This window comes from Rhizobium sp. RU33A (assembly GCF_900156055.1).
Lineage (GTDB): Bacteria > Pseudomonadota > Alphaproteobacteria > Rhizobiales > Rhizobiaceae > Allorhizobium.
Genome location: NZ_FTMQ01000003.1, coordinates 76,071 through 95,146, shown reverse-complemented (window position 1 = coordinate 95,146; position 19,076 = coordinate 76,071). Strand labels below are relative to the sequence as shown.

General features: G+C 63.4%; 22 protein-coding genes. 8 read left to right on the top strand and 14 right to left on the bottom strand.

The genetic code is table 11. The annotated features are described in order from the left end of the window. Positions 1–100: 100 nt before the first annotated feature. The 7 genes from mnhG to BW978_RS11265 are packed head-to-tail and all read right to left on the bottom strand — an operon-like array spanning position 101 to position 6,085. Positions 101–430 (bottom strand): monovalent cation/H(+) antiporter subunit G, encoded by a 330-nt coding sequence (mnhG, locus tag BW978_RS11295; protein WP_076395173.1) that lies wholly within the window; start codon positions 428–430, stop codon positions 101–103. Beyond that, positions 427–825: a cation:proton antiporter gene (locus BW978_RS11290; RefSeq protein ID WP_076395171.1), complete on the bottom strand. Its 399-nt coding sequence runs from the start codon at positions 823–825 to the stop codon at positions 427–429. Before BW978_RS11290 ends, mnhG begins: the two co-directional genes overlap by 4 nt. Then, positions 825–1,298 carry a Na+/H+ antiporter subunit E gene (locus BW978_RS11285; protein WP_076395169.1) on the bottom strand — a complete coding sequence of 158 codons (474 nt, stop codon included), beginning with the start codon at positions 1,296–1,298 and terminating at the stop codon, positions 825–827. The genes BW978_RS11290 and BW978_RS11285 overlap by 1 nt, the downstream gene beginning before the upstream one ends. Then, positions 1,295–2,875 (bottom strand): Na+/H+ antiporter subunit D, encoded by a 1,581-nt coding sequence (locus BW978_RS11280; RefSeq protein WP_076395167.1) that lies wholly within the window; start codon positions 2,873–2,875, stop codon positions 1,295–1,297. Before BW978_RS11280 ends, BW978_RS11285 begins: the two co-directional genes overlap by 4 nt. 20 nt (positions 2,876–2,895) lie before the next feature. Further along, the gene (locus tag BW978_RS11275; RefSeq protein WP_076395165.1) at positions 2,896–3,273 is read right to left on the bottom strand and encodes a Na+/H+ antiporter subunit C; all 378 of its coding nucleotides are present in this window, start codon (positions 3,271–3,273) and stop codon (positions 2,896–2,898) included. Next, positions 3,273–3,692 (bottom strand): Na+/H+ antiporter subunit B, encoded by a 420-nt coding sequence (locus BW978_RS11270; protein ID WP_054149850.1) that lies wholly within the window; start codon positions 3,690–3,692, stop codon positions 3,273–3,275. Before BW978_RS11270 ends, BW978_RS11275 begins: the two co-directional genes overlap by 1 nt. Then, positions 3,689–6,085: a putative monovalent cation/H+ antiporter subunit A gene (locus BW978_RS11265; protein WP_076396462.1), complete on the bottom strand. Its 2,397-nt coding sequence runs from the start codon at positions 6,083–6,085 to the stop codon at positions 3,689–3,691. Before BW978_RS11265 ends, BW978_RS11270 begins: the two co-directional genes overlap by 4 nt. A gap of 305 nt (positions 6,086–6,390) precedes the next feature. Between BW978_RS11265 and msrB the strand changes: the two genes are divergently transcribed. Beyond that, a complete protein-coding gene (gene msrB / locus BW978_RS11260) occupies positions 6,391–6,804 on the top strand; it encodes a peptide-methionine (R)-S-oxide reductase MsrB (RefSeq protein WP_076395163.1) in 414 nt (137 codons plus the stop codon). A 200-nt stretch (positions 6,805–7,004) separates the two neighbouring features. Here msrB and BW978_RS11255 read toward each other — a convergent pair whose 3' ends face one another. Continuing rightward, on the bottom strand, positions 7,005–7,577 hold the full coding sequence (locus BW978_RS11255; protein WP_083697604.1) for a nucleoside 2-deoxyribosyltransferase: 573 nt from the start codon (positions 7,575–7,577) through the stop codon (positions 7,005–7,007). A gap of 230 nt (positions 7,578–7,807) precedes the next feature. On the opposite strand from BW978_RS11255, the gene BW978_RS23320 reads away from it, so the two are divergent. Together BW978_RS23320 and recQ are read left to right on the top strand one after the other, a co-directional pair. After that, positions 7,808–8,533, top strand: a complete 726-nt coding sequence (locus tag BW978_RS23320) for a TylF/MycF/NovP-related O-methyltransferase (RefSeq protein WP_076395159.1) — start codon at positions 7,808–7,810, stop codon at positions 8,531–8,533. Positions 8,534–8,628: 95 nt separating this feature from the next. After that, entirely contained in the window at positions 8,629–10,485 is a 1,857-nt protein-coding gene (recQ, locus tag BW978_RS11245) for a DNA helicase RecQ (RefSeq protein WP_076395157.1), read from the top strand. Between the two features lie 157 nt (positions 10,486–10,642). Here the strand turns inward: recQ and BW978_RS11240 are convergent, their stop codons facing one another. Genes BW978_RS11240 through BW978_RS11230 form a run of 3 tightly spaced genes read right to left on the bottom strand, consistent with a single transcriptional unit; the run spans position 10,643 to position 12,487 of the window. Continuing rightward, positions 10,643–11,068, bottom strand: a complete 426-nt coding sequence (locus tag BW978_RS11240) for a type II toxin-antitoxin system VapC family toxin (RefSeq protein WP_076395155.1) — start codon at positions 11,066–11,068, stop codon at positions 10,643–10,645. After that, positions 11,068–11,310, bottom strand: a complete 243-nt coding sequence (locus tag BW978_RS11235) for a type II toxin-antitoxin system VapB family antitoxin (protein ID WP_076395153.1) — start codon at positions 11,308–11,310, stop codon at positions 11,068–11,070. Before BW978_RS11235 ends, BW978_RS11240 begins: the two co-directional genes overlap by 1 nt. Positions 11,311–11,347: 37 nt before the next feature. Further along, positions 11,348–12,487, bottom strand: a complete 1,140-nt coding sequence (locus BW978_RS11230; protein ID WP_244551942.1) for a helix-turn-helix domain-containing protein — start codon at positions 12,485–12,487, stop codon at positions 11,348–11,350. Between the two features lie 171 nt (positions 12,488–12,658). On the opposite strand from BW978_RS11230, the gene BW978_RS11225 reads away from it, so the two are divergent. From BW978_RS11225 to BW978_RS11215, 3 genes are all read left to right on the top strand, one after another. Beyond that, entirely contained in the window at positions 12,659–13,405 is a 747-nt protein-coding gene (locus BW978_RS11225) for a hypothetical protein (protein WP_076395149.1), read from the top strand. A 496-nt stretch (positions 13,406–13,901) separates the two neighbouring features. Next, entirely contained in the window at positions 13,902–14,939 is a 1,038-nt protein-coding gene (locus tag BW978_RS11220; protein ID WP_076395147.1) for an NADP-dependent oxidoreductase, read from the top strand. Between the two features lie 182 nt (positions 14,940–15,121). After that, a complete protein-coding gene (locus BW978_RS11215; RefSeq protein ID WP_076395145.1) occupies positions 15,122–15,796 on the top strand; it encodes a type 1 glutamine amidotransferase domain-containing protein in 675 nt (224 codons plus the stop codon). A 210-nt stretch (positions 15,797–16,006) separates the two neighbouring features. Here BW978_RS11215 and BW978_RS11210 read toward each other — a convergent pair whose 3' ends face one another. Further along, complete coding sequence (locus BW978_RS11210) at positions 16,007–16,504, bottom strand: GNAT family N-acetyltransferase (RefSeq protein ID WP_076396460.1); 498 nt, start codon at positions 16,502–16,504, stop codon at positions 16,007–16,009. A 134-nt stretch (positions 16,505–16,638) separates the two neighbouring features. Here BW978_RS11210 and BW978_RS11205 point away from each other — a divergent pair, with 134 nt between their 5' ends. Beyond that, positions 16,639–17,118 carry an ABZJ_00895 family protein gene (locus tag BW978_RS11205; RefSeq protein WP_076395143.1) on the top strand — a complete coding sequence of 160 codons (480 nt, stop codon included), beginning with the start codon at positions 16,639–16,641 and terminating at the stop codon, positions 17,116–17,118. Positions 17,119–17,273: 155 nt separating this feature from the next. Here the strand turns inward: BW978_RS11205 and BW978_RS11200 are convergent, their stop codons facing one another. Then, positions 17,274–17,933: a PAQR family membrane homeostasis protein TrhA gene (locus tag BW978_RS11200; protein ID WP_076395141.1), complete on the bottom strand. Its 660-nt coding sequence runs from the start codon at positions 17,931–17,933 to the stop codon at positions 17,274–17,276. A gap of 200 nt (positions 17,934–18,133) precedes the next feature. On the opposite strand from BW978_RS11200, the gene BW978_RS11195 reads away from it, so the two are divergent. Continuing rightward, a complete protein-coding gene (locus tag BW978_RS11195; protein ID WP_076395139.1) occupies positions 18,134–18,517 on the top strand; it encodes an MAPEG family protein in 384 nt (127 codons plus the stop codon). Between the two features lie 20 nt (positions 18,518–18,537). Here BW978_RS11195 and BW978_RS11190 read toward each other — a convergent pair whose 3' ends face one another. Next, positions 18,538–18,981 (bottom strand): MarR family winged helix-turn-helix transcriptional regulator, encoded by a 444-nt coding sequence (locus tag BW978_RS11190; RefSeq protein ID WP_076395137.1) that lies wholly within the window; start codon positions 18,979–18,981, stop codon positions 18,538–18,540. Between the last annotated feature and the right edge of the window lie 95 nt (positions 18,982–19,076).

Genomic DNA, 19,076 nt, shown 5'->3' with positions numbered 1-19,076 from the left:
TATAAAACTTTTCTATTCGCCAATCAGCCAATTTGCACTGAGCAACTTAGCTAGGATTTCAATAGAGACGCTTACTCAACCGGGAATATGAGCCGTTTCATTATGACATCATATCGTCACGTACCGATGCGGACGACAGCTTGTAGCCGACTTTATGGGCTGCGCGGGCAAGGAGATGGGCTGAGATCGGGGCCGTCAGGACGAAAAAGACGATGCCGGCCAGAGCACGGCCGAAGGTCGCGACATCGGCCGCATGCAGGCCAACGGCGAGAAGCAGCAGGCCGGAGCCGACCGTGCCGGCCTTGGAGGCCGCGTGCATCCGCGTATAGAGGTCAGGCAGGCGATTGAGGCCGATGGCGGCGATCAGGGAGAAAAGCGCGCCGCCGATGGTCAGAACGGCAATGGCGATGGCTGCGAGAAGCGAGATCATTTGGCCTCCTTGCCGAGCGGTGCGGCCGGTTTGCTTGCCTTGGCGTTCTTTGCCGCCTTCGTCTTTGCGGCCTTCTTCGACTGCCCCGGACCGGCTTCAACCTCCTCCCCCTCGCCGACGCGGCCACGCGCCAGGATGAAGCGGGCGAAGGCGACGGTTGCGAGGAAGCCGACAAGGCCAAGCGCGATCGCGATATCGATGTAGAGCGTAAAGCCGGTTCTGAGCGCAATTACGGCGATGAAGCCGATGACAATGCCGACGAGCATGTCGAGGGCGATGACGCGGTCCGGCAGGGTCGGTCCGACGACGGCGCGGTAGACGGTCATCAACAGCGCGACCACGAGGATGACGATAGCGGCGACGGATGCGTATTCGACGATGAGTTCAGGGGTCATCAGGCAAACGCCTCCATGATCTTCTTCTCGAAGCCCTCGGCGATGTCACGGCGGGCGGCCTCGACATCGGAGCAGTCAATCGCGTGAATGTAGAGCGTCGAGCGGTCCTCGGACACGTCAACGGAGAGCGTGCCCGGGGTGAGCGTGATGAGATTGGCGAGCAGCGAGATCTCCCAATCGCTTTTCACCATCAGCGGGTAGGCGAAGATGCCGGGTTTCAGATCCATCTTCGGCTTGAGCACGAGCGTCGCGACACGCCAGGCGGACTTGGCGAGCTCGACGAGAAAGAGCAGGACCAGAGCCAACACGCGGCGGAAGCGGCTCGTGTAGTCGCGTCCGACGAAACGCTCGCGCAGGAGGTAAAGCGTCAAGAGCGAGATGACGAAGCCGAAGATCAGGTTGGGGACCGTGAAGCTGCCGGAGACGGTGGCCCAGATCACCGCCATCAGGATGCTGAGTGCATAAAGGCTCATCGGGCACCTCCTTCAGGGAAGACGGAGCGGATATAGGCGGTGGGATCCGAAAGACCGGCGGCTGCCTGTTGCGTGACGACGATCAGGCTATCCGGGAAGAGGCCGAACCAGACAACAAAACCGGTCAGGATGAGGATCGGCGTGAAACGCCAGCGCAGCGCGCCCGCCGATGCCGGGGTGGACTTTGCCTGTGCGCTGCCCTCGACAGCGACCGGGCGCCAGAAGGAGAAGAGGAAGACGCGGCCAAAGGCGATCGTCGTCAGGAAGCCGGAGACAAGGACCGATGCGGCCAGCCACCAGGCGCCGATATCGATCGAGGCCTTGACCAGAAGCGCCTTGGGCCAGAAGCCGGAGAACGGCGGAAGGCCGCTTGCGGCGAAGAACAGCGCAAGGGTGATCGCGGCGAAGGCAGGCGCTGCCGTCCAGAGGCCGGCGACGCGGTCGAGGCGGAAGCTGCCGCCGATGCGGCCGATCTCGCCGGCGACCAGGTAGAGCGCCGTCATCAGGAGGATGGAGTGCAGCGCATAGAAGATCGCAGCACCCACCGCCATGTCGCCGCCGATCGCGACGCCCGCCATCATGTTGCCGATGCCGGCAATGACGACGAAACCGAGGAAGCGGCGGATGTCGTTCTGGGCGAGTGCGCCGATCGCGCCGAAGATCATGGTGAGTGCTGCGACGATCGCGATCACGAGGCTGAGCGCCTCACGCTCGACGGGGAAGAGCATCACCACGACGCGGAACAGCGCGTAGACACCGACCTTGGTCAAGAGGCCGGCAAACAGCGCCGACACGACCACGCGCGGCGTGTGATAGGAGGCCGGCAGCCAGAAATTCACCGGGAAGGCCGCAGCCTTCATCGAGAAGGCCAGAATGAAGAGCGCCGTCAGCGTCATCAGCGGCGCGGTCTCCGCATATTGCGGAACCTTCATGGCGATATCGGCCATGTTGAGCGTGCCGAAGATGGCGTAGAGATAACCGACAGCGATCAGGAAGAGCGTCGTCGCCATCAGGTTGAGGACCGCATATTTCAGCGCGCCATCGATCTGCTCCCGCTCGGACCCGAGGATCAACAGACCGAAGGAGGAGATCAGCAGCACTTCGAACCAGACATAGAGGTTGAAGATGTCGCCGGTCAGGAAGGCACCGCAGACGCCGGCCATCAGCAGCATCAGAAGCGGGTAGAAGCCATAGCGGCGACCGCTGTTGCTGATCTCGACATGGGCGTAGAGCGCGCCGCAGAAGGCGACGATGGCGGCCGAAAGCGCCAGCAATGCACCGGCAAGGTCGACGGTGATGGCAATGCCGAAGGGCGGCAGCCAGCGGCCCATCATCATGTTCAGGGGGCCGTCGGCCATGACCTTGGCGAGAAGCAGCCCGTTGTTGAGGACGAGCAGCGCCAGTCCGGCCAGCGCCACCGGCGGATGCCAATGGGTGCGGTGGCGGATCATCATCAGGATCGCGCCGAAGGCGATGCAGAGCGCCATCGGCGTGACCGCGAGCCAGTCGGCAGCCGTCATCGGCTCCATGACATAGGCGGCGGCGTAGTCGGCAGGGGTCGTTGTGGGGGCAGCCATGTGGTCCTCGTGTCTCCCGCTCAGTAGCCGCTCGGCGGCAGCGGCTCGTCCATCGGCTCGGCGACACGCATTTCACCCGTGTCGTCGGTGCCGAGGTCCTGGTAGGCGCGATAGCTCAGCACCAGCAGGAAGCAGAAGAAGGAGAAGGAAATGACGATCGCCGTCAGGATGAGCGCCTGCGGCAGCGGATTGGCGGTTCCAGCCGGCAGCACGTCGACGCCGCCCGGAATGATCGGCGGAATAGACGGGGTCAGGCGACCGGCGGTGAAGAGCAGCATGTTGACGGCATTTCCGAGCAACACGAGGCCGAGCAGGATGCGGACGATCTTTCTCGACAGCATCAGATAGACGGCGCCGGCAAAGAAAATACCGACGACGAGCGAGAAGATGACTTCCATCAGCCGTCATCCCTTTCTTCGAGTGCAAGCGCGATCGAGGCGAAGGTGCCGACGACCACGAGATAGACGCCAATGTCGAAGGAAATCACCGTTGCAAGCGGCACTTCGACACCGAAGAGGCTCGGATAGACCCAGATACCGGTCATGAAGGGGTAACCGAGCGGCGCGGAAATGAAGCCGGACAGGGTTGAGACCAGCAGGCCAAAGCCGGCGATCGACATCGGATGGAAAACCATGGCGCGGCGCACGGCCTGGACGCCGAAGGCGATGCCGTACATGGCAAAGGCCGCAGCGCCGATCAGCCCGCCGATGAAGCCGCCGCCGGGCTCGTTGTGGCCGCGCAACAGGACGAAGATCGAAAAGACCAGCATCAGCGCGGTGAGGAACGGTGCAAAGGTTCGGAAGATCAGGGTATTCATGAGCGCTTGCCACCTTTCGTCTTGCTCGGACGTGCCACCGCGGCGGAGGCGTTGGTCGGGGCCATGGTCGGTGCTGCCGGGGCACCACCCACCCGGATGCGGATCAAGGCCAGGATGGACAGGCCGGTGATCATCACGACGGCGATCTCACCCAGCGTATCAACACCGCGGTAGTCGACGATGATGACGTTCACGACATTGGCGCCGTGGGCGATGATCTTGGAGTGCTCACCAAAGAAGGCCGACAGCGAACCATCGAAGGGACCCGATGTCGAGGCCACCAGCATCAGGCCGAAGCCGAGACCGCAGGCAATCGCCAGCGAACCATCGAACAGGCGCGCCGCCATCGGGCGATGGTCGGAAAGCGAAAGCCTGAGGCGGGTCATGACCAGAGCCAGAATGATGACCGAGAGCGTCTCGACCATGAACTGGGTGAAGGAGAGATCCGGTGCGCCATAGAGGAGGAAGATGACGGCGACAGCGAAGCCCTGGATGCCGAGGCAGACGATGGCGGTCAGGCGATCCTTGGCGGTGAGAACGGCAATGACGCCGATGACCGCGATCACCAGGATGGCCATTTCATGCAGGCCCACATCGCGCGGCAGGACCATGTCTCTCGGCAGTTCGTCGAAGACGATCGGCGTCACCAGAAGCACGACCGCGATGAAGACGAAGGAAAGCGTGATATAGGTCTCAAGCCGGCCATTCTGGACGAAGCGGGTGACCGAGGTCGAGAAACGCACGAGGCCGGAGATGAAATGGTCGAAGCCGCGGTCGGGGCTGACGCCGAGACCCGTGACGAGCCGATCGACGGCGGCCCTCAGACGCTCGAGGCCGAGATAAAGCACGAGGCCGATCAGCACCGTCAGCACGGACAGCGCGAGAGCGGCACCGAGCGAGGGGATCAGGCCGATGGTCACGGTCTGCGCCTCGCCATCGACGGCGCTTGCCATGGGCGACGAGATGAAGCGATGGGTTAGGCCGGAGAACAGCGCGCCGCCCAGCGACAGGAGGGCGAGCGTCAGCGGGCCGATCCACAAGAGCACCGGTCCCTCATGGGCGTGCTTCGGGGTCTTGCCTTCCTTGCCGATGAAGGGCTTGAGGCCGACGGCAAAGGCGATGACGAACATCAGCGCATTGCCGATGACGGCCACGGCCGTGAAGAGGATGGCGCGCGGGTCGGAGCCGGCCAGTGCGTAATAGATCTCTTCCTTGGCGAGGAAACCGAAAAGCGGCGGCAGTCCGGCCATGGAAACGCCGGAGAGAATGGCGGCGGCGAAGGTGATCGGCATCAGTTTGCCGAGGCCACCCAGCTTCGTGACGTCACGGGTACCTGCCTCGTGGTCGATCGCGCCGGCGACCATGAAGAGCGCGCCCTTGAAGAGCGAGTGGGCGACGAGATAGAGCACCGCCGCCTCGACCGCGTAGGGCGTGTCAAAGCCGGTCAGCATGACGAGCAGGCCGAGCGAGGCGACCGTCGTATAGGCGAGCATCAGCTTCAAATCGGTCTGGCGGACGGCCAGGACCGCGCCGACGATCAGCGTGATGCCGCCGAAGAAGGGCAGCAGGATTTCCCAGGCGGGCGTTTCGCCCATGACCGGGTTGAGGCGCATCAGGAGATAGACGCCGGCCTTCACCATGGTGGCCGAATGCAGATAGGCGGAGACCGGGGTCGGCGCTTCCATGGCGTTGGGCAGCCAGAAATGGAACGGGAACTGGGCCGACTTCGTAAAGGCGCCGCCGAGCACGAGCAGCAGGGCTGCAAGATAGAAGGGACTGTCGCGCAGCGCATCGCCGGTGGAGAGGAGCAACGACAGCTGGCTGACGCCGGTGATGTTCCAGATGAAGATCATGCCGGCGAGCAGGATGAGGCCACCGCCGCCGGTGACGACCAGCGCCTGCAAGGCCGCACGGCGCGAGGCTTCACGCGTGTGGTCGAAGCCGATCAGCAGGAAGGAGGTGATCGAGGTCAGCTCCCAGAAGACGAAGAGCATCAGGAAGCTGTCGGAGACGACGAGGCCGAGCATGGCGCCCATGAAGAGCAGGATGAAGCCGATGAAGCGCCCCTGCTGCGGATGCCCCTTCATGTAGCCGCCGGCATAGAGCACGATCAGCGTACCGATGCCGGTGATCAGAAGCGCGAAAGTGAGCGACAACCCATCGATAAACCAGGAGAAGGAGAGGTTCAGGCTCGGCACCCAGGCATAGCCACCCGTGACGCGCTCGCCGCTCGCGATCTCGGGCAGGAAGCCGGCGAAATGGGCAAAGGCGAGCGCCGGAGCCAGCGCCAGGACCCAGGCACCGTTTGCACCGAGACGGGAGACGATGAACGGCGCCAAAACGGCGGCGGCAAACGGCAACAGCATGGCGACCCAGGTCATGTCGCTCGTCATCTCAGGCATTCCATCTCCCCGTGGGCAACGATCAGCGCTCGATCATCAGTCGATACAAGGTGGCACGTGTTAGGACAAGCCAACCTTTGTCTCAAGCGAAAACGGAACCTTGTCCCTTCACGGACGCGTCAACCCACGATTCTGTGAGTTCGCAGTGAGGGGGTTCAGTTTCTTGTGAAAGAAACGGGAGGCGGCAACGACCAAAGCTCAGTGACAGACAATTGCCGCCTTGCCTCCCGCTCCCTATCTATAGTGCAACACCCGCGAGGCTTTGCCCTGCCTCGCGCCTGGCCAAGGAGATCATCATGACCGCTTCCACGACTGCCCCGAAGATCGTCAAGTCGGATGCCGAATGGCGCGACCAGCTGACGCCGGAGCAATACCGGATCCTGCGCGAGCACGGCACCGAGCGCGCCTTTACCGGCCCCTATTGGGACAATTTCGAAAAGGGCCTCTACAGTTGTGCGGCCTGCGACGAGCCGCTCTTTGTCTCCGACACCAAGTTCGACGCCGGCTGCGGCTGGCCGAGCTATTTCGAGCCGGTGAAGGCGGATGCCGTGACCGAGCATCGCGACACCGCCTTCGGCATGGTGCGCACGGAAATCCGCTGCGCCAATTGCGGCGGGCATCTCGGACACGTCTTTCCCGACGGCCCGAAGCCGACGGGCTTGCGCTACTGCATCAACGGGCACTCGATGGTGTTCACGCCGATCGAGTGATGGACAACACCGGCACCGGAAGTCGCGCGTTTGAAGGGCGAGATGAAGGCAATCGAGGCTGCCTCGATCAAGAACAATTGCGGCATCCGATTTGAAGACCCGACTGCGAAGCCGGCGGCCAAGAAAGCCTGACAGAGACGACCACCCTCCCCGCACCGGGGAGGGTGGCATTAGAACGGCAGGGTAGCCGAGCCCTGAATTCAGACTCTTTCCGCCAGCGCCTTCAGGCACTGCTCGAAGGCCGTCAGATCGGTGAAGAGCTTTTCGGGTTCGGCCGCATGCACGGCCACCGGGCCGCCGCGGCGCTCGACGCCGCCATGCAGCATCAGGTTCTCGATCATGTCGAAGTCTTCAAGCGAGTGACCGTCCGGCCCGCGCATCCGGCCTTCGGCATCGCGGCTGAGCGCGCCGCCATACCAGGCGAGCGTGCGCTGGTAATGTGTCTCCGCGACATTGGTGTAGCAGGCGACGATCTTGCCGGCGCCGCACATGTAGCCGAGCTCGAAGACCGTGCCCGGATCAGCGGCGATGCCACGAAAGGGGGTCAAGTTGGCGATCACGCCATCCGCCCGGTTCATGAAGCTCTCGTCGATCTCCGAAATGTTGAGCCCGAACTGACGTTTGGTCGGGGCGGGCGGGATAGCGAGGTCTCCGGGGCAGATCGGCTCGAAGCCGTAGGTGCGCGTCATTGCAGCCTTTTCATCGAGCACGGCGCGGGCATTCGGCAGGAAGACTTCCGGGCCGGCAAGGTAGAGTTTCAAGGGAGATGACATCAGGGAATGGCAATCTTCTGGTCGTTGCGGAAATGCGGCAAAGGGAACATGAGGGCCCGCGTCCGGCAAGGGCCCTTTGGCGCTGTGCACAGGCTTGGACGATCGTCAGAGGCGCGACGCGGCCGGGTCTGAGACGCGGCCCTTCCGCCTGCGGCAGATCAGGCTCGGGCAAGACACCCTATGTAGGGCTAAGCGAGCTAAAACTCCGGCGCCAAAGGGCACTCACGACCATGGAAGCGATTACAATAGGCAGCCCGCAATTCGTCCAGTACATCGCATTGATCGTCAACGAGGTCATCGGCAAGAAGCCAGGCGGATCGTACAACCTGGAGGCCGTGGCGAACCTCACTGCCGCGATCTCGGCAGCACAGTATATGTCCACGCAAATGACGGGTGCCAAGCGCCTGAACACGCCAACCGAGGTGCTCGATTACGCGCTGTCCTGTGCCACCGTTCCGGGGCTCTGTCTCGAATTCGGCGTCTTCTCGGGAAGGTCCATCAACCAGACTGCCCTGCAGCGGCCGGGTACCGTTTACGGCTTCGACAGCTTCGAAGGGCTGCCGGAGGGCTGGCGTGAGGGTTATGAAAAGGGCGCGTTTGCCCGCACCGACCTGCCGGCTGTGGAGCCGAATGTCGAGCTCGTCATCGGCTGGTTCGACCGGACGCTGCCGACCTTCCTCGACTCGCATCCGGGGCCGCTCTCCTTCCTGCATGTCGACTGCGATCTCTATTCTTCGACGCAGACCGTCTTCACGCAGTTGCGCGAGCGCATCGTGCCCGGCACGATCATCCTGTTCGACGAATACTTCAATTATCCGGGCTGGGAGCTGCATGAATTCAAGGCGTTCCAGGAATTCGCCGTGAGCACCGGTCTGCAATACGAATACATCGCACTGAACCTCAACCACCAGCAGGTGGCTGTGCGGGTCAACGGCTGCTTCAACCGCTGGGTCTGAGCGGCGTTTCACCGCGTTCATTGTAAGGGCGCCTCATGGGCGCCCTTCTGCTTTGCTGTGGCCATCCCCTGCCCTCTCGGCTAAACCCTCTGATCATGCCGACTCACTCCCTTACCGATCCGCTCTTTTCCGCCCAGGCAGAGGAAGGTCCGCTTTCCGTTCTGAAGCGCGTCTATGGCTATTCCGCCTTTCGCGGGCGTCAGGCCGAAGTGGTCAGCCATGTGGTGTCCGGCGGCGATGCCGTGGTGCTGTTTCCGACGGGGGCTGGCAAATCGCTCTGTTTCCAGGTGCCCGCACTCTGCCGGCCGGGCGTCGGCGTTGTCGTTTCGCCGCTGATTGCCCTGATGCGCGACCAGGTGGAGGCCTTGAAGGGTCTCGGCGTCAAGGCTGCGGCACTCAACTCGACGCTGAGCCGCGAGGAATATGTCGAGATCCGTCGGGCGCTCGATCGCGGCGAGCTCGACTTTCTCTATGTGACACCGGAGCGGACCGCGACCCCAGGCTTCATCGAGATGATGCAAGGCGTGGAAATCGCGCTTTTCGCCATCGACGAGGCCCATTGCGTTTCGCAATGGGGGCATGATTTCCGGCCTGAATATCGCGAACTCGGCAAGCTTGCCGATCTCTTTCCCGGCGTGCCGCGGCTGGCGCTGACGGCGACCGCCGATCCGCATACGCGGGAAGACATCATTGCCCGGCTGCGGCTGGACGATGCACAAGTCTTTACCACCTCATTCGATAGGCCGAACATCGCCTATGAGATCGTCGAGCGTGACCAGCCGCGCCAGCAACTGCTCCGGTTTCTCTCGCGCCACAAGGGATCGAGCGGCATTGTCTATTGCCTGTCGCGCGCCAAGGTCGATGAGATCGCCAGCTGGCTCGACGACCAGGGGATCCGGGCGCTCCCCTATCATGCCGGCATGGACCGGGCGCTGCGCGACTCAAACCAGGACGCATTCCTGAAAGAGGAAGACCTGTGCCTGGTCGCCACGGTTGCGTTTGGCATGGGCATCGACAAGCCGAATGTGCGTTACGTCGCGCATCTCGACCTGCCGGGTTCGGTCGAGGCCTATTATCAGGAGACGGGGCGCGCTGGGCGCGACGGTCTGCCGTCCGAGGTGTGGATGGCCTATGGCATGGCCGATGTCATCCAGCGCGGGCGGATGATCGATGAGGGTGGTGCGGCCGACGACATCAAGCGGGTGGAACGGGCCAAGCTCAATGCGCTCTTGGCCATCTGCGAGACGCCCGGCTGCCGGCGTCAGGCGATCCTCAAACATTTCGGCGAGAGCCACGCGGGCCAATGCGGCAATTGCGATACCTGCCTGAAGCCTGTCGAGACCTGGGACGGCTCAGAGGCGGCAATCAAGGCGCTGGCCGCGATCTACCGCACCGGAGAGCGCTTCGGCACCGGGCATCTGATCGACGTGCTCACCGGCAATGAAAACGACAAGACGATCCGTTTCGGCCATACGGACATGCCGGTCTTCGGCGCGGGCAAGGATCTGCCGGCGAAGACCTGGCAATCGGTCTATCGCCAGCTTTTGGCGGCCGGCTATATCCGTGTCGACCACACGGCTTACGGTGCACTGACGCTGGAGGAAAGTGCGCGCACGGTCTTCAAGCGCGAGGTCGATGTGCGCTTCCGCAAGGACCGGCCGACCACGGGCAAGGCAGCGCGCGGCCAGTCCTCGCGCACGGCGCAGGCCAAGGCCGGGCTCGACCAGGCGGATCAGGAACTGTTCGAGGCCCTGCGCGCCAAGCGCATGGAGCTCGCCCGCGAGCAATCGGTGCCGCCTTACGTCATCTTCCCCGACACGACGCTGGTTGCACTCGCGACCGAACGGCCGATGGACGAGGATGAGATGCTGTCGATTTCCGGCATCGGCCAATCGAAGCTGGAGCGTTACGGCGATGCGTTTCTCGAAGTGATCACGGCCTATTCGCGGTGAGGTTTCGCCCTTCCCTTGAGGGGGAGGATCGGAGCGAAGCTCCGGGGTGGGGTGACGTGGAGGCGTCAGCGCTTACCGAAAAGATCGAACTCTAGGCTCTGGTCACCCCCACCCGCCGCTTCGCGGCGACCTCCCCCCTCAAGGGGGAGGTGGGTGATCACCAGCCGATATCGGTGTGGACGAAATCGTCGCCCTTGTAAGCGACGCGGGTCTGGCTTGCTGTTGCGCAGGCGTGAGCGAAACAATCGCCCATGTTGAGCCGGGCCGCATGGTTGACGATCTTGCCGAACCGCTGGGCGGCATCCAAAGCTTTATTGGCAACGTCGTCCGCAATGGGAACATCACGGGCCTCCAGATCGGTAATGAACTGGTCGACAAGTCGCCTCGCCATGGCGAGCATATCCGAGGTCGCGGGGTTGCCCGGACCAGCCAGTCGGCGCGCGACAGATAGGCTCGTTTCGAGTTTCATGACTGCCGAAACGTAAAACGGCCCGCCTTCTTTCTCCAATCGATCCATGAGCGCATCGGCATCATCCTCCCGGGTGATGATCGCGACGGCGACGGAGGCGTCGATGAAAATCATCAGTCGTCCTCGCCCCACATCTCGTCGGATTCCCGTTTGTGGTCACCAGGATGGAAAGGGCCGGCCGCGTCAGCCATGGCAAGCGTGGTGGCAAGGCGATCTCGGATCGACAGCTTCGCCTTCCGGCTTGCAATGGCGTCCTTCAGCGCATCCCTGACCGCCTCCACCTTGGTCGTGCGGGTGAGGCCGATCAATTCGTTTGTGAGTTGGTCCACCTCGGGATCCCTGATGTATAGCGGCATGGCAGCATATCCCTTCAAGGATCTGAGTATATCCTCGCTAGCAGGTCTTTGCCAGTCCAAGGTTTTGTGCGCGTCGCCAGTCGCTGGGGCTTTCACCGGTCACGCGCAGGAATTCACGGTTGAAGTTGGATTTGGTCATGAAACCCGCCTCGAAGAGGATGCGGGTAACTGACATGTCGGTGTCGTTAAGCAGGCGGCAGGCCTCGGATATGCGGTGGTTGTTGACGTAATGCGAGACGCTGATGCCATGGACGCGGTTGACCGCTTCCGAGACCGCGCGGGCAGGCAGGCCGAGGCGGCGTGCAAGGCGGGCGAGGTTGAGATCCGGATCCGCCCAGAGGCGTTTCTCCCGCATCAGGTCATCAAGCGCAGTTGCGATCTGACGGTGATCTTCAGTGGCTGCCTTGGTCGGTGTGGGAAAGGCAGGGACAGAGGCGGACGTGTTCGCCGCATCCATGCGCACGGGTGACGGCCGGTCGCGGTCGGACATGGCGCGAGGCTCAAGAGCGCTCGTCCGATCGGCAACGGTATCAGCCCCCTCGCCCGCCTCTTCCTGGCCGGCGGTGACGGCGCCGATGCCGAGGAGCAGCAGGATCAGCGTGGTGGCGGCCGAGACGACCATGGGTGAATAGCGGCCGCCGGACCAGAGCATGTCGAGGCTGATCGCGACATCCGTCAGGGCCGAGGCAATCAGGGCGATGCCGGTCAGCAGCAGGGCGCGGAAGGAGCGCAGCGAGCCATCGAGGCGGGCGGCGATCAGCCCGTCGGGACCAAGGCGGGCGAGCCAGAGCAGCCCCAGACCATAACCGAGGAAATTGGCGATGATGACGAGATCGACCGGTGCCCGGCCAAGCAAAAGCAGCAGCAGCGTCGCGACTGTCGGGAGAAGATGGGGCCAGTCGCGGACCGAGAGCCCCGGTTCTTCACGGGTGAGATCGCGGAAGGCGAGGAAGGAGAGCGCCGGCACGAGGCTCGCCATCACCGGCAAGGCCGGCAGCACGGCCATCACCCCATAGCCCCAGCGCAACCCGACCAGCAGGCTCTGCACCACATAGAGCGCCAGCAGCGCGAGGAAAAGGCTATTGCGGCGCCAGCTTTCGCGGCCTTCACCGAGAAGGCGGACGAGGAAGACGGCAAGGAACAGGGCGACGAGAAAGGAGAGCGGGACGAGCAGCATGCGAATGTTTCGATCATGGAGGCCAAGTGAGCGTGCTGCGACCATGACCGAAAGCGCGATCCCGGTCGACCCGGATCGCGATCGAGGTCGCGGATGACCGGTTTCTCGACGGAGATGAGGGCATCGAAACCGGCCGGCCGAAACGGACGCGCCAAACCAGGAGTGCCCTTCATGCGCAAGCGAACCATTCTTCTTTCCATCCTCGGCGGGATCATCGGCCTCGCCATCATCGACGGTGGTGTGCAGATGATCCGGGCAAGCGACGCGCTGTCAGGTCCGATCGATCTCACCGGCGTGACCCAGCTTTCGGTGACCGGGGCTGCGAGCGACATCGCCATTTCCACCGGGGGCGACGGCGCGCGGGAGGCTGTTCTCTCGGGCACACGGCATGGCTGGGGCGCGATCTGGCGGTCCGGCTGGTTTGCCGGCGACTGCATGGGTGAGGCTCAGATGCGGCGGGACGGCGATACGCTTCATGTCGACATGGGCGATCGGGGCGGCTTCTTCGGCTGGAACGATTGGGACGACTGCACGCTGTCCCTGACGGCTACCCTGCCGCCGCAGACCCGGATCTCGATCCGCCAGGATGCCGCGCGCATGCGGCTTGCCGGTGACTTCGGTGCCATCACCGTCGACAGCGATGCCGGCGACTTCGCCCTGACCGGCCATGCCGCGTCTGTCGCCGTCTCGGGTGCGGCCTTGCGTGCACGGCTCGCCTTCGAGCGGGTGATGAACACCGAAGAGATCCGCATTTCCGGCAAGATGCTGGATGCGACCGTGATGTTCCTCGTGCCGACGCCGATCTCCTATGGCGTCGAGGCCGTCGCCTCCTTCGTCGACAGCGCCTTGCCGAACACGCCCGGCGCCAAGCCCGAGATCAGCATTCGCGGCGAGATGGCGCGGGTGCGGATCGAGTGAGCCGGCACGGGACGCCGCCGTGCTCGGAGCGGAGGAAGGCTGAGGGGGGTGGGCGGACCCGTGATGACTTGCTTGCGCTCCGCGCGCCCCCTCATCCGGCGCTTGAGCGCCACCTTCTCCCCGCTGGGGAGAAGAGAAAGAACGGCGTCAGCGGTTTCATCACCCTCCCCTTGAGGGGGAGGGTCGAAGCGGAGCTCCGGGGTGGGGTGAATGGGCAAAGCACCGGCTCTGCCCAGTGCATTGTAGCCGCCGGATGTTTCACCCCCACCCGCCGCTTTCGCGGCGACCTCCCCCCTCAAGGGGGAGGTGTTCGGCGCTCCGTTTCCCTGTCGTCATGGCCGCGACAGGATGTCATGGAACAACGCCATCCGGGTGTCGTTGTCATGGCTCATGGCTGTCGTCTTCGATGAGCGCAGAGGCGCGACCGACGATCGAACGGCCATCGTGCTCATGGCCCGGCCGAGACGGACAGGCCTTGCAAGACAGGAGAATTTTCATGCCGCAATCGACCGATACCAACCGCCGCTTCGTTCTGGCAGAGCGCCCGAAGGGCGAACCCAACGATCAGACACTGCGGCTCGAGAACGTCGACATTCCCGAACCGGCAGACGGCCAGATGCTGCTGCGCACCGTCTTTCTTTCGCTCGACCCTTACATGCGTGGGCGGATGAGTGATGCCCCCTCCTATGCGGCGCCGGTCGAGATCGGCCAGACCATGGTCGGTGGTACCGTGTCGCGCGTGGTGACCTCGAAGCTCGAGGGCTTCCAGGCGGGTGACTGGGTCGTCGGCTTCACCGGCTGGCAGGACTATGCGCTTTCCGACGGTCGGGGCGTGACGCCGCTTGGCGGCCATCCCAGCCATCCCTCGTGGGCGCTCGGGGTGACCGGCATGCCGGGCTTCACCGCCTGGTCGGGCCTCAAGGAAATCGGCAAGCCGAAGGCCGGCGAAACGCTGGTGGTAGCAGGTGCGACCGGTCCCGTCGGCTCGACCGTCGGGCAGATCGGCAAGATCCTCGGGCTGAAGGTCGTCGGCATCGCCGGTGGTCCGGACAAATGCGCCCATGCCACCGACACGCTCGGCTTCGATGCCTGCGTCGACTACAAGGCTGATGGGTTTGCGGAGGCATTGAAGCAGGCGGTGCCTGACGGCATCGACATCTATTTCGAGAATGTCGGCGGCCAGGTGTTCGATGCGGTCGCGCCGCTTCTCAACACGGCTGCGCGCATTCCGCTTTGCGGACTGATCGCCCAGTACAATGCGACCTCGCTTCCCGAGGGGCCCGACCGCTTGGGCTGGCTGATGGGGCTCTTCCTGAAGAAGCGCGTCACCGTGCGCGGCTTCATCGTCTTCGACGACTTCGGCCATCTCTACCCGGAATTTTCCAAGGAAATGGCCGGCTGGGTCGAGGCCGGCAAAATCAAATACCGCGAAGAGATGATCGACGGGCTGGAACAGGCGCCCCGCGCCTTTATCGGCCTGCTCAACGGCGAAGCCTTCGGCAAGCGGGTGATCCGCGTCGGGCCGAATGACTGACCCCGCGCAACTGATCCTTCGAGGCCCTCGCCTTGGCGAGGGCACCTCAGGATGAGGGCGTCTGTCGCCTGAAACACCAAGATCTCCCCTCACCCTGAGGTGTCCGGCGCAGCCGGACCTCGAGGGGCGAGGCCTCCGAAGCGAACATGAATACCCCCCAGACAATACAAAGGAAAACACCGATGAAAATTCTCATGGTTCTCACCTCGCATGACCAGCTCGGCGATACCGGCAAGAAGACGGGCTTCTGGCTGGAAGAATTCGCCGCCCCCTATTACGTGATGAAGGATGCTGGCGCCGAGATCACGCTCGCCTCGCCGAAGGGCGGCCAGCCGCCGCTCGATCCGAAGAGCGACGAGCCGGATGCGCAAACTGAGGCGACCGACCGGTTCAAGGCGGACCAGACGGCACAGCAGCTGCTGGCCTCGACCACGCCGCTGTCCCACATCGACCCGGCTGATTTCGACGCGGTCTTTTATCCGGGTGGCCACGGCCCGCTCTGGGATCTGGCCGAAGACCGGGACAGCATTGCGCTGATCGAGGCTTTCGCTGCCAAGGATCGCCCGATCGGTGTGGTCTGCCACGCGCCGGGCGTGCTGCGTCACGTCAAGGGCAAGGACGGCCAGCCGCTGGTCAAGGGCCGCAAGGTGACGGGCTTCACCAATTCGGAAGAAGAGGCCGTTGGCCTGACGGACGTCGTGCCCTTCCTGGTCGAAGACATGCTGGCGGAGCGCGGCGGGCTGTATGAAAAGGGAGCCGACTGGGGCGTGCATGTGGTGACAGACGGCAAACTGGTGACCGGCCAGAACCCGGCCTCATCGGAAGAGGCGGCGAAGGCGCTGCTGAAGCTGCTGTAAGGCAAATATGTCCCCCTACCCTTGAGGAGAGGTGGGTGCTTTGGCATCCCCTCATCCTGAGGTGCCTGCGTCAGCAGGCCTCGAAGGATCGAGGCCCCGATTCCTCCACCCGCCCTCGTCCTTCGAGGGTCGCTTCGCTCCCACCTCAGGATGAGGGCTTAACGTTTGCGCGGAGATCCACCCTCCCCACTCAAGGGGGAGGTGGGATGATCAGGCCAGCTTCAGTTCCATCATCGTCAGATCCAGCCAGCGGCCGAATTTCTGGCCGACCTCGTGGTGGGTGCCGACGAGGCGGAAGCCGAGCGAGGTGTGCAGGGCGATCGAGCCCTTGTTGCCGGCTTCGATGGCGGCGACCATGACGTGGATGCCGCCTGTCTTTGCCCGCTCGATCAGCGCCGTCATCAGCGTCTTGCCGAGCCCCTGGCCATAGTGATCCTTCTCGACATAGACGGAATGTTCGACCGAGGCGCGGAAGCCATCGAAGGGCCGCCAGTCGCCATAGGAGGCGTAGCCGGCGATCGTTCCGTCGATATCGGCAACCAGGATCGGGAAGCCTCGCGTCTGGCGGAGATCGAACCAGGCACGGCGGTTGTCGAGATCGACCAGCGTCTCGTTCCAGATCGCGGTGGTCTCGGCGACGGCGTGATTGTAGATGGCGAGGATGGCGGAAAGATCAGCTGGCGTTGCGTCGCGGAGAATGAGGGGCATGATGCGGCTTTTGCAATTTGTGGCGGAAAAACCGCCCTGCGGGAACGAGATGTGACGGGCGATACTTCGCCGCATCGACACATCGGGCAACAAGGGTGCAAAGGCAAGACCATCACAGACGGAAAACAGATTTCATGACCTCCATGCTTCCCGGCCTCCTCACCCGCTATGTGCTCGTCTTTGTCGCAGCACAGCTGTTCATCTATCTCCTCGTCCTGGTGCTCGACAATTTCGGCTGGGGCGACAGCCTGTCTTCGGCCGGCAACGTCGCCGTGCTGATGGCCGCCGGCTCCACTGCCGGCACGTTCGTGGCACAGCGGCTGAAGGGCCGGCCGAGCTGGGGATTGAGCCTCAGGCTTTCCGCCCTGCTTGCCGTCGTCGCGGTGCTCATCGGCTCGCTGATCCTTCTCGCGATCGTCTGGGTGAACGGGATCAGCGGCGCGGAATTGCAGCTCCTCGCCGCGCAGATGGGCATGACGCCGGTCATGGCGACGCTGGTGCTGGCCGCCGTTTCGCTGGCGCTCAGTTTTCCGATGACGCTTGCAGGCTTTCGCATCGGTGCCGGCCAGGTGGCCAAGCAGATCGAAAAGCAGGCGAAGATGACGGGGATCTGAGGCAAAGCACCTCTTGGCGTCATGCTCGGCCTTGTGCCGAGCATCTGCTGCCGGTGGAATGTGTGGGACAGGAGCGGAGGCGTTGAGGCCGGGGTCGGTCTCGGCGGATCCTCGGGACAAGCCCGAGGATGACGATCGCATAGGTCTCTTGGCGATCAGCCCAGGCTGATGGCCGTGAAGACCGCCGAATAATGGACGATGGCGGCAGTCACCACGAAGGCGTGCCAGATGGCGTTCTGGAAGCGCAGGCGTTCCCAGACATGGAAGACGACGCCGGCGGAATAGATGCAGCCGCCGACGATGATCAGCGTCAGGGTCACGCCCGGAATGATCTCGGAGATCGGGCCCATGGCCAGCGCCCCGCTCCAGCCCATGCCGAGATAGAGCAGGATGGCGAGGCGATCATAGCGGCCGGGAAAGCGGAACTTCAGCCAGATGCCGGTAAAGGCCGTGATCCAGATGCCGATCAGGAGCGCGAGGATCATCGGGCGATCGGCGCCCTGGATGAGGAAGGGCGTGTAGGTCGAGGCGATCAGGATGAAGATCGCGGAATGATCGAAGCGGCGCAGGATCCACTTCACCCGCGAATGCGGCCACATGTTGTAGGTGAAGGAGACGCCGAGCGAGATGATCAGGCCGAGGCCGTATATCCAGCTGGCGGCGATGTTGGCGTAGTCCGAATAGACGGTGGCGTAGAAGATCAGCGCAGTCGCGCCGACCAGCGCAAAGACCACGCCGATGCCATGGATGATCCCGTCGGCGACCAGCTCGTGCAGGTCGTAGGCGCGGCCAAACTTGAAAGGATCGGTGGTCATCGGGGCTCTTCGTTTCTCGGCAGGGGACGGATCGGCGGGCAGTCGAAGCATTGCGACAATGATGGCGGAAAAGCCTGCAACCGACAAGCCGAAGCACCATCACGAACATGTCGATCCGGTAACCTTGCTTGCTTGCCTTCTCAGCCCATGCCGCCTACCAATCAATGGTTAGCAATGCCTTTTCACGCCTCGGATAGACAATGCGTTTCACCATTCTCGCGACCTTTGCCGCCCTCCTCACCTATTGCTGGTTTCTGCTCAAGGTCGGCCAGGCGCGCAAGAAATTCGGCGTCGAGGCGCCGAAGACAACCGGCAATGCCGATTTCGAGCGGATCTTCCGGGTGCAGCAGAACACGGTGGAGCAGATGGTGCTCTTCCTGCCGTCGCTGTGGATCTTCGGATATTGCGTCTCCGACATGCTGGCCGGGCTGCTCGGCCTTTCCTGGACGGCGGCGCGGGCGCTCTATGCCGCGGAATACTACGCCGATGCCAAGACCCGGGGACCAGGGGCCGCGCTGACCTTCCTGATCGGCATTGTGCTGCTCGTCGGCGGAACGATCGGGGCTCTGGTCGGGGGCGCTTGAAGGGTCTGCGGACCAGCGGATCAGCGACTGTCGCCGACCAGCACCTTTCGCAGCGACTGAAGCGTTTCGACCAGGTTTTCGTCATCGATGAAACGCGAGCCGACCATAGCCTTGAGATCCTCATTCAGACGGTCGGCGACAGGTTTCAGCGCGATGCCCTTCTCCGTCAGATGGACATTGACCTGCCGCTCGTCGATGCGCGAGCGACACCGGGTCAAAAGGCCCGCCTGCTCCAGGCGCTTGATCAGCGGCGTGACCGTGCCTGATTCCAGCGCCAGCCGTTCGGCAAGCTGCCCAACGGTGAGGCGATCTTCGGCCCAGAGCAACCGCATGGCCAGATATTGCGGATAGGTGAGATCGAGTTCTTCCAACAGCGGACGATAGGCGCGGGTGAAGGCAAGCGAGGTCGCATAGATGGCAAAGCACAGCTGGTGGTCCAGGCTCTTTTCATCCTTGTCCGCCATGCGTCCGTCTCCTTCCGGTGCCGCGCCCTTCACTGACTGGCCTGGTCACCGCTTGCGCTGACAGCATCCTGTCATCGGCAGGTGGTATAGGCTGG

Bases quoted from the DNA above. Each gene is read 5' to 3' on its own strand.
- BW978_RS11255 (WP_083697604.1), bottom strand. From the start codon at position 7,577: ATGTCATCTCCCTTGAAACTCTACCTTGCCGGCCCGGAAGTCTTCCTG.
- BW978_RS11285 (WP_076395169.1), bottom strand. From the start codon at position 1,298: ATGAGCCTTTATGCACTCAGCATCCTGATGGCGGTGATCTGGGCCACC.
- BW978_RS11215 (WP_076395145.1), top strand. From the start codon at position 15,122: ATGAAAATTCTCATGGTTCTCACCTCGCATGACCAGCTCGGCGATACC.
- BW978_RS11230 (WP_244551942.1), bottom strand. From the start codon at position 12,487: ATGCTGCTCGTCCCGCTCTCCTTTCTCGTCGCCCTGTTCCTTGCCGTC.
- BW978_RS11235 (WP_076395153.1), bottom strand. From the start codon at position 11,310: ATGCCGCTATACATCAGGGATCCCGAGGTGGACCAACTCACAAACGAA.
- BW978_RS11265 (WP_076396462.1), bottom strand. From the start codon at position 6,085: ATGACGAGCGACATGACCTGGGTCGCCATGCTGTTGCCGTTTGCCGCC.
- BW978_RS11240 (WP_076395155.1), bottom strand. From the start codon at position 11,068: ATGATTTTCATCGACGCCTCCGTCGCCGTCGCGATCATCACCCGGGAG.
- BW978_RS11275 (WP_076395165.1), bottom strand. From the start codon at position 3,273: ATGGAAGTCATCTTCTCGCTCGTCGTCGGTATTTTCTTTGCCGGCGCC.
- BW978_RS11270 (WP_054149850.1), bottom strand. From the start codon at position 3,692: ATGAATACCCTGATCTTCCGAACCTTTGCACCGTTCCTCACCGCGCTG.
- BW978_RS11290 (WP_076395171.1), bottom strand. From the start codon at position 825: ATGACCCCTGAACTCATCGTCGAATACGCATCCGTCGCCGCTATCGTC.
- recQ (WP_076395157.1), top strand. From the start codon at position 8,629: ATGCCGACTCACTCCCTTACCGATCCGCTCTTTTCCGCCCAGGCAGAG.
- BW978_RS11220 (WP_076395147.1), top strand. From the start codon at position 13,902: ATGCCGCAATCGACCGATACCAACCGCCGCTTCGTTCTGGCAGAGCGC.
- mnhG (WP_076395173.1), bottom strand. From the start codon at position 430: ATGATCTCGCTTCTCGCAGCCATCGCCATTGCCGTTCTGACCATCGGC.
- BW978_RS23320 (WP_076395159.1), top strand. From the start codon at position 7,808: ATGGAAGCGATTACAATAGGCAGCCCGCAATTCGTCCAGTACATCGCA.
- BW978_RS11195 (WP_076395139.1), top strand. From the start codon at position 18,134: ATGCGTTTCACCATTCTCGCGACCTTTGCCGCCCTCCTCACCTATTGC.
- BW978_RS11210 (WP_076396460.1), bottom strand. From the start codon at position 16,504: ATGCCCCTCATTCTCCGCGACGCAACGCCAGCTGATCTTTCCGCCATC.
- BW978_RS11205 (WP_076395143.1), top strand. From the start codon at position 16,639: ATGACCTCCATGCTTCCCGGCCTCCTCACCCGCTATGTGCTCGTCTTT.
- BW978_RS11200 (WP_076395141.1), bottom strand. From the start codon at position 17,933: ATGACCACCGATCCTTTCAAGTTTGGCCGCGCCTACGACCTGCACGAG.
- BW978_RS11280 (WP_076395167.1), bottom strand. From the start codon at position 2,875: ATGGCTGCCCCCACAACGACCCCTGCCGACTACGCCGCCGCCTATGTC.
- BW978_RS11190 (WP_076395137.1), bottom strand. From the start codon at position 18,981: ATGGCGGACAAGGATGAAAAGAGCCTGGACCACCAGCTGTGCTTTGCC.
- msrB (WP_076395163.1), top strand. From the start codon at position 6,391: ATGACCGCTTCCACGACTGCCCCGAAGATCGTCAAGTCGGATGCCGAA.
- BW978_RS11225 (WP_076395149.1), top strand. From the start codon at position 12,659: ATGCGCAAGCGAACCATTCTTCTTTCCATCCTCGGCGGGATCATCGGC.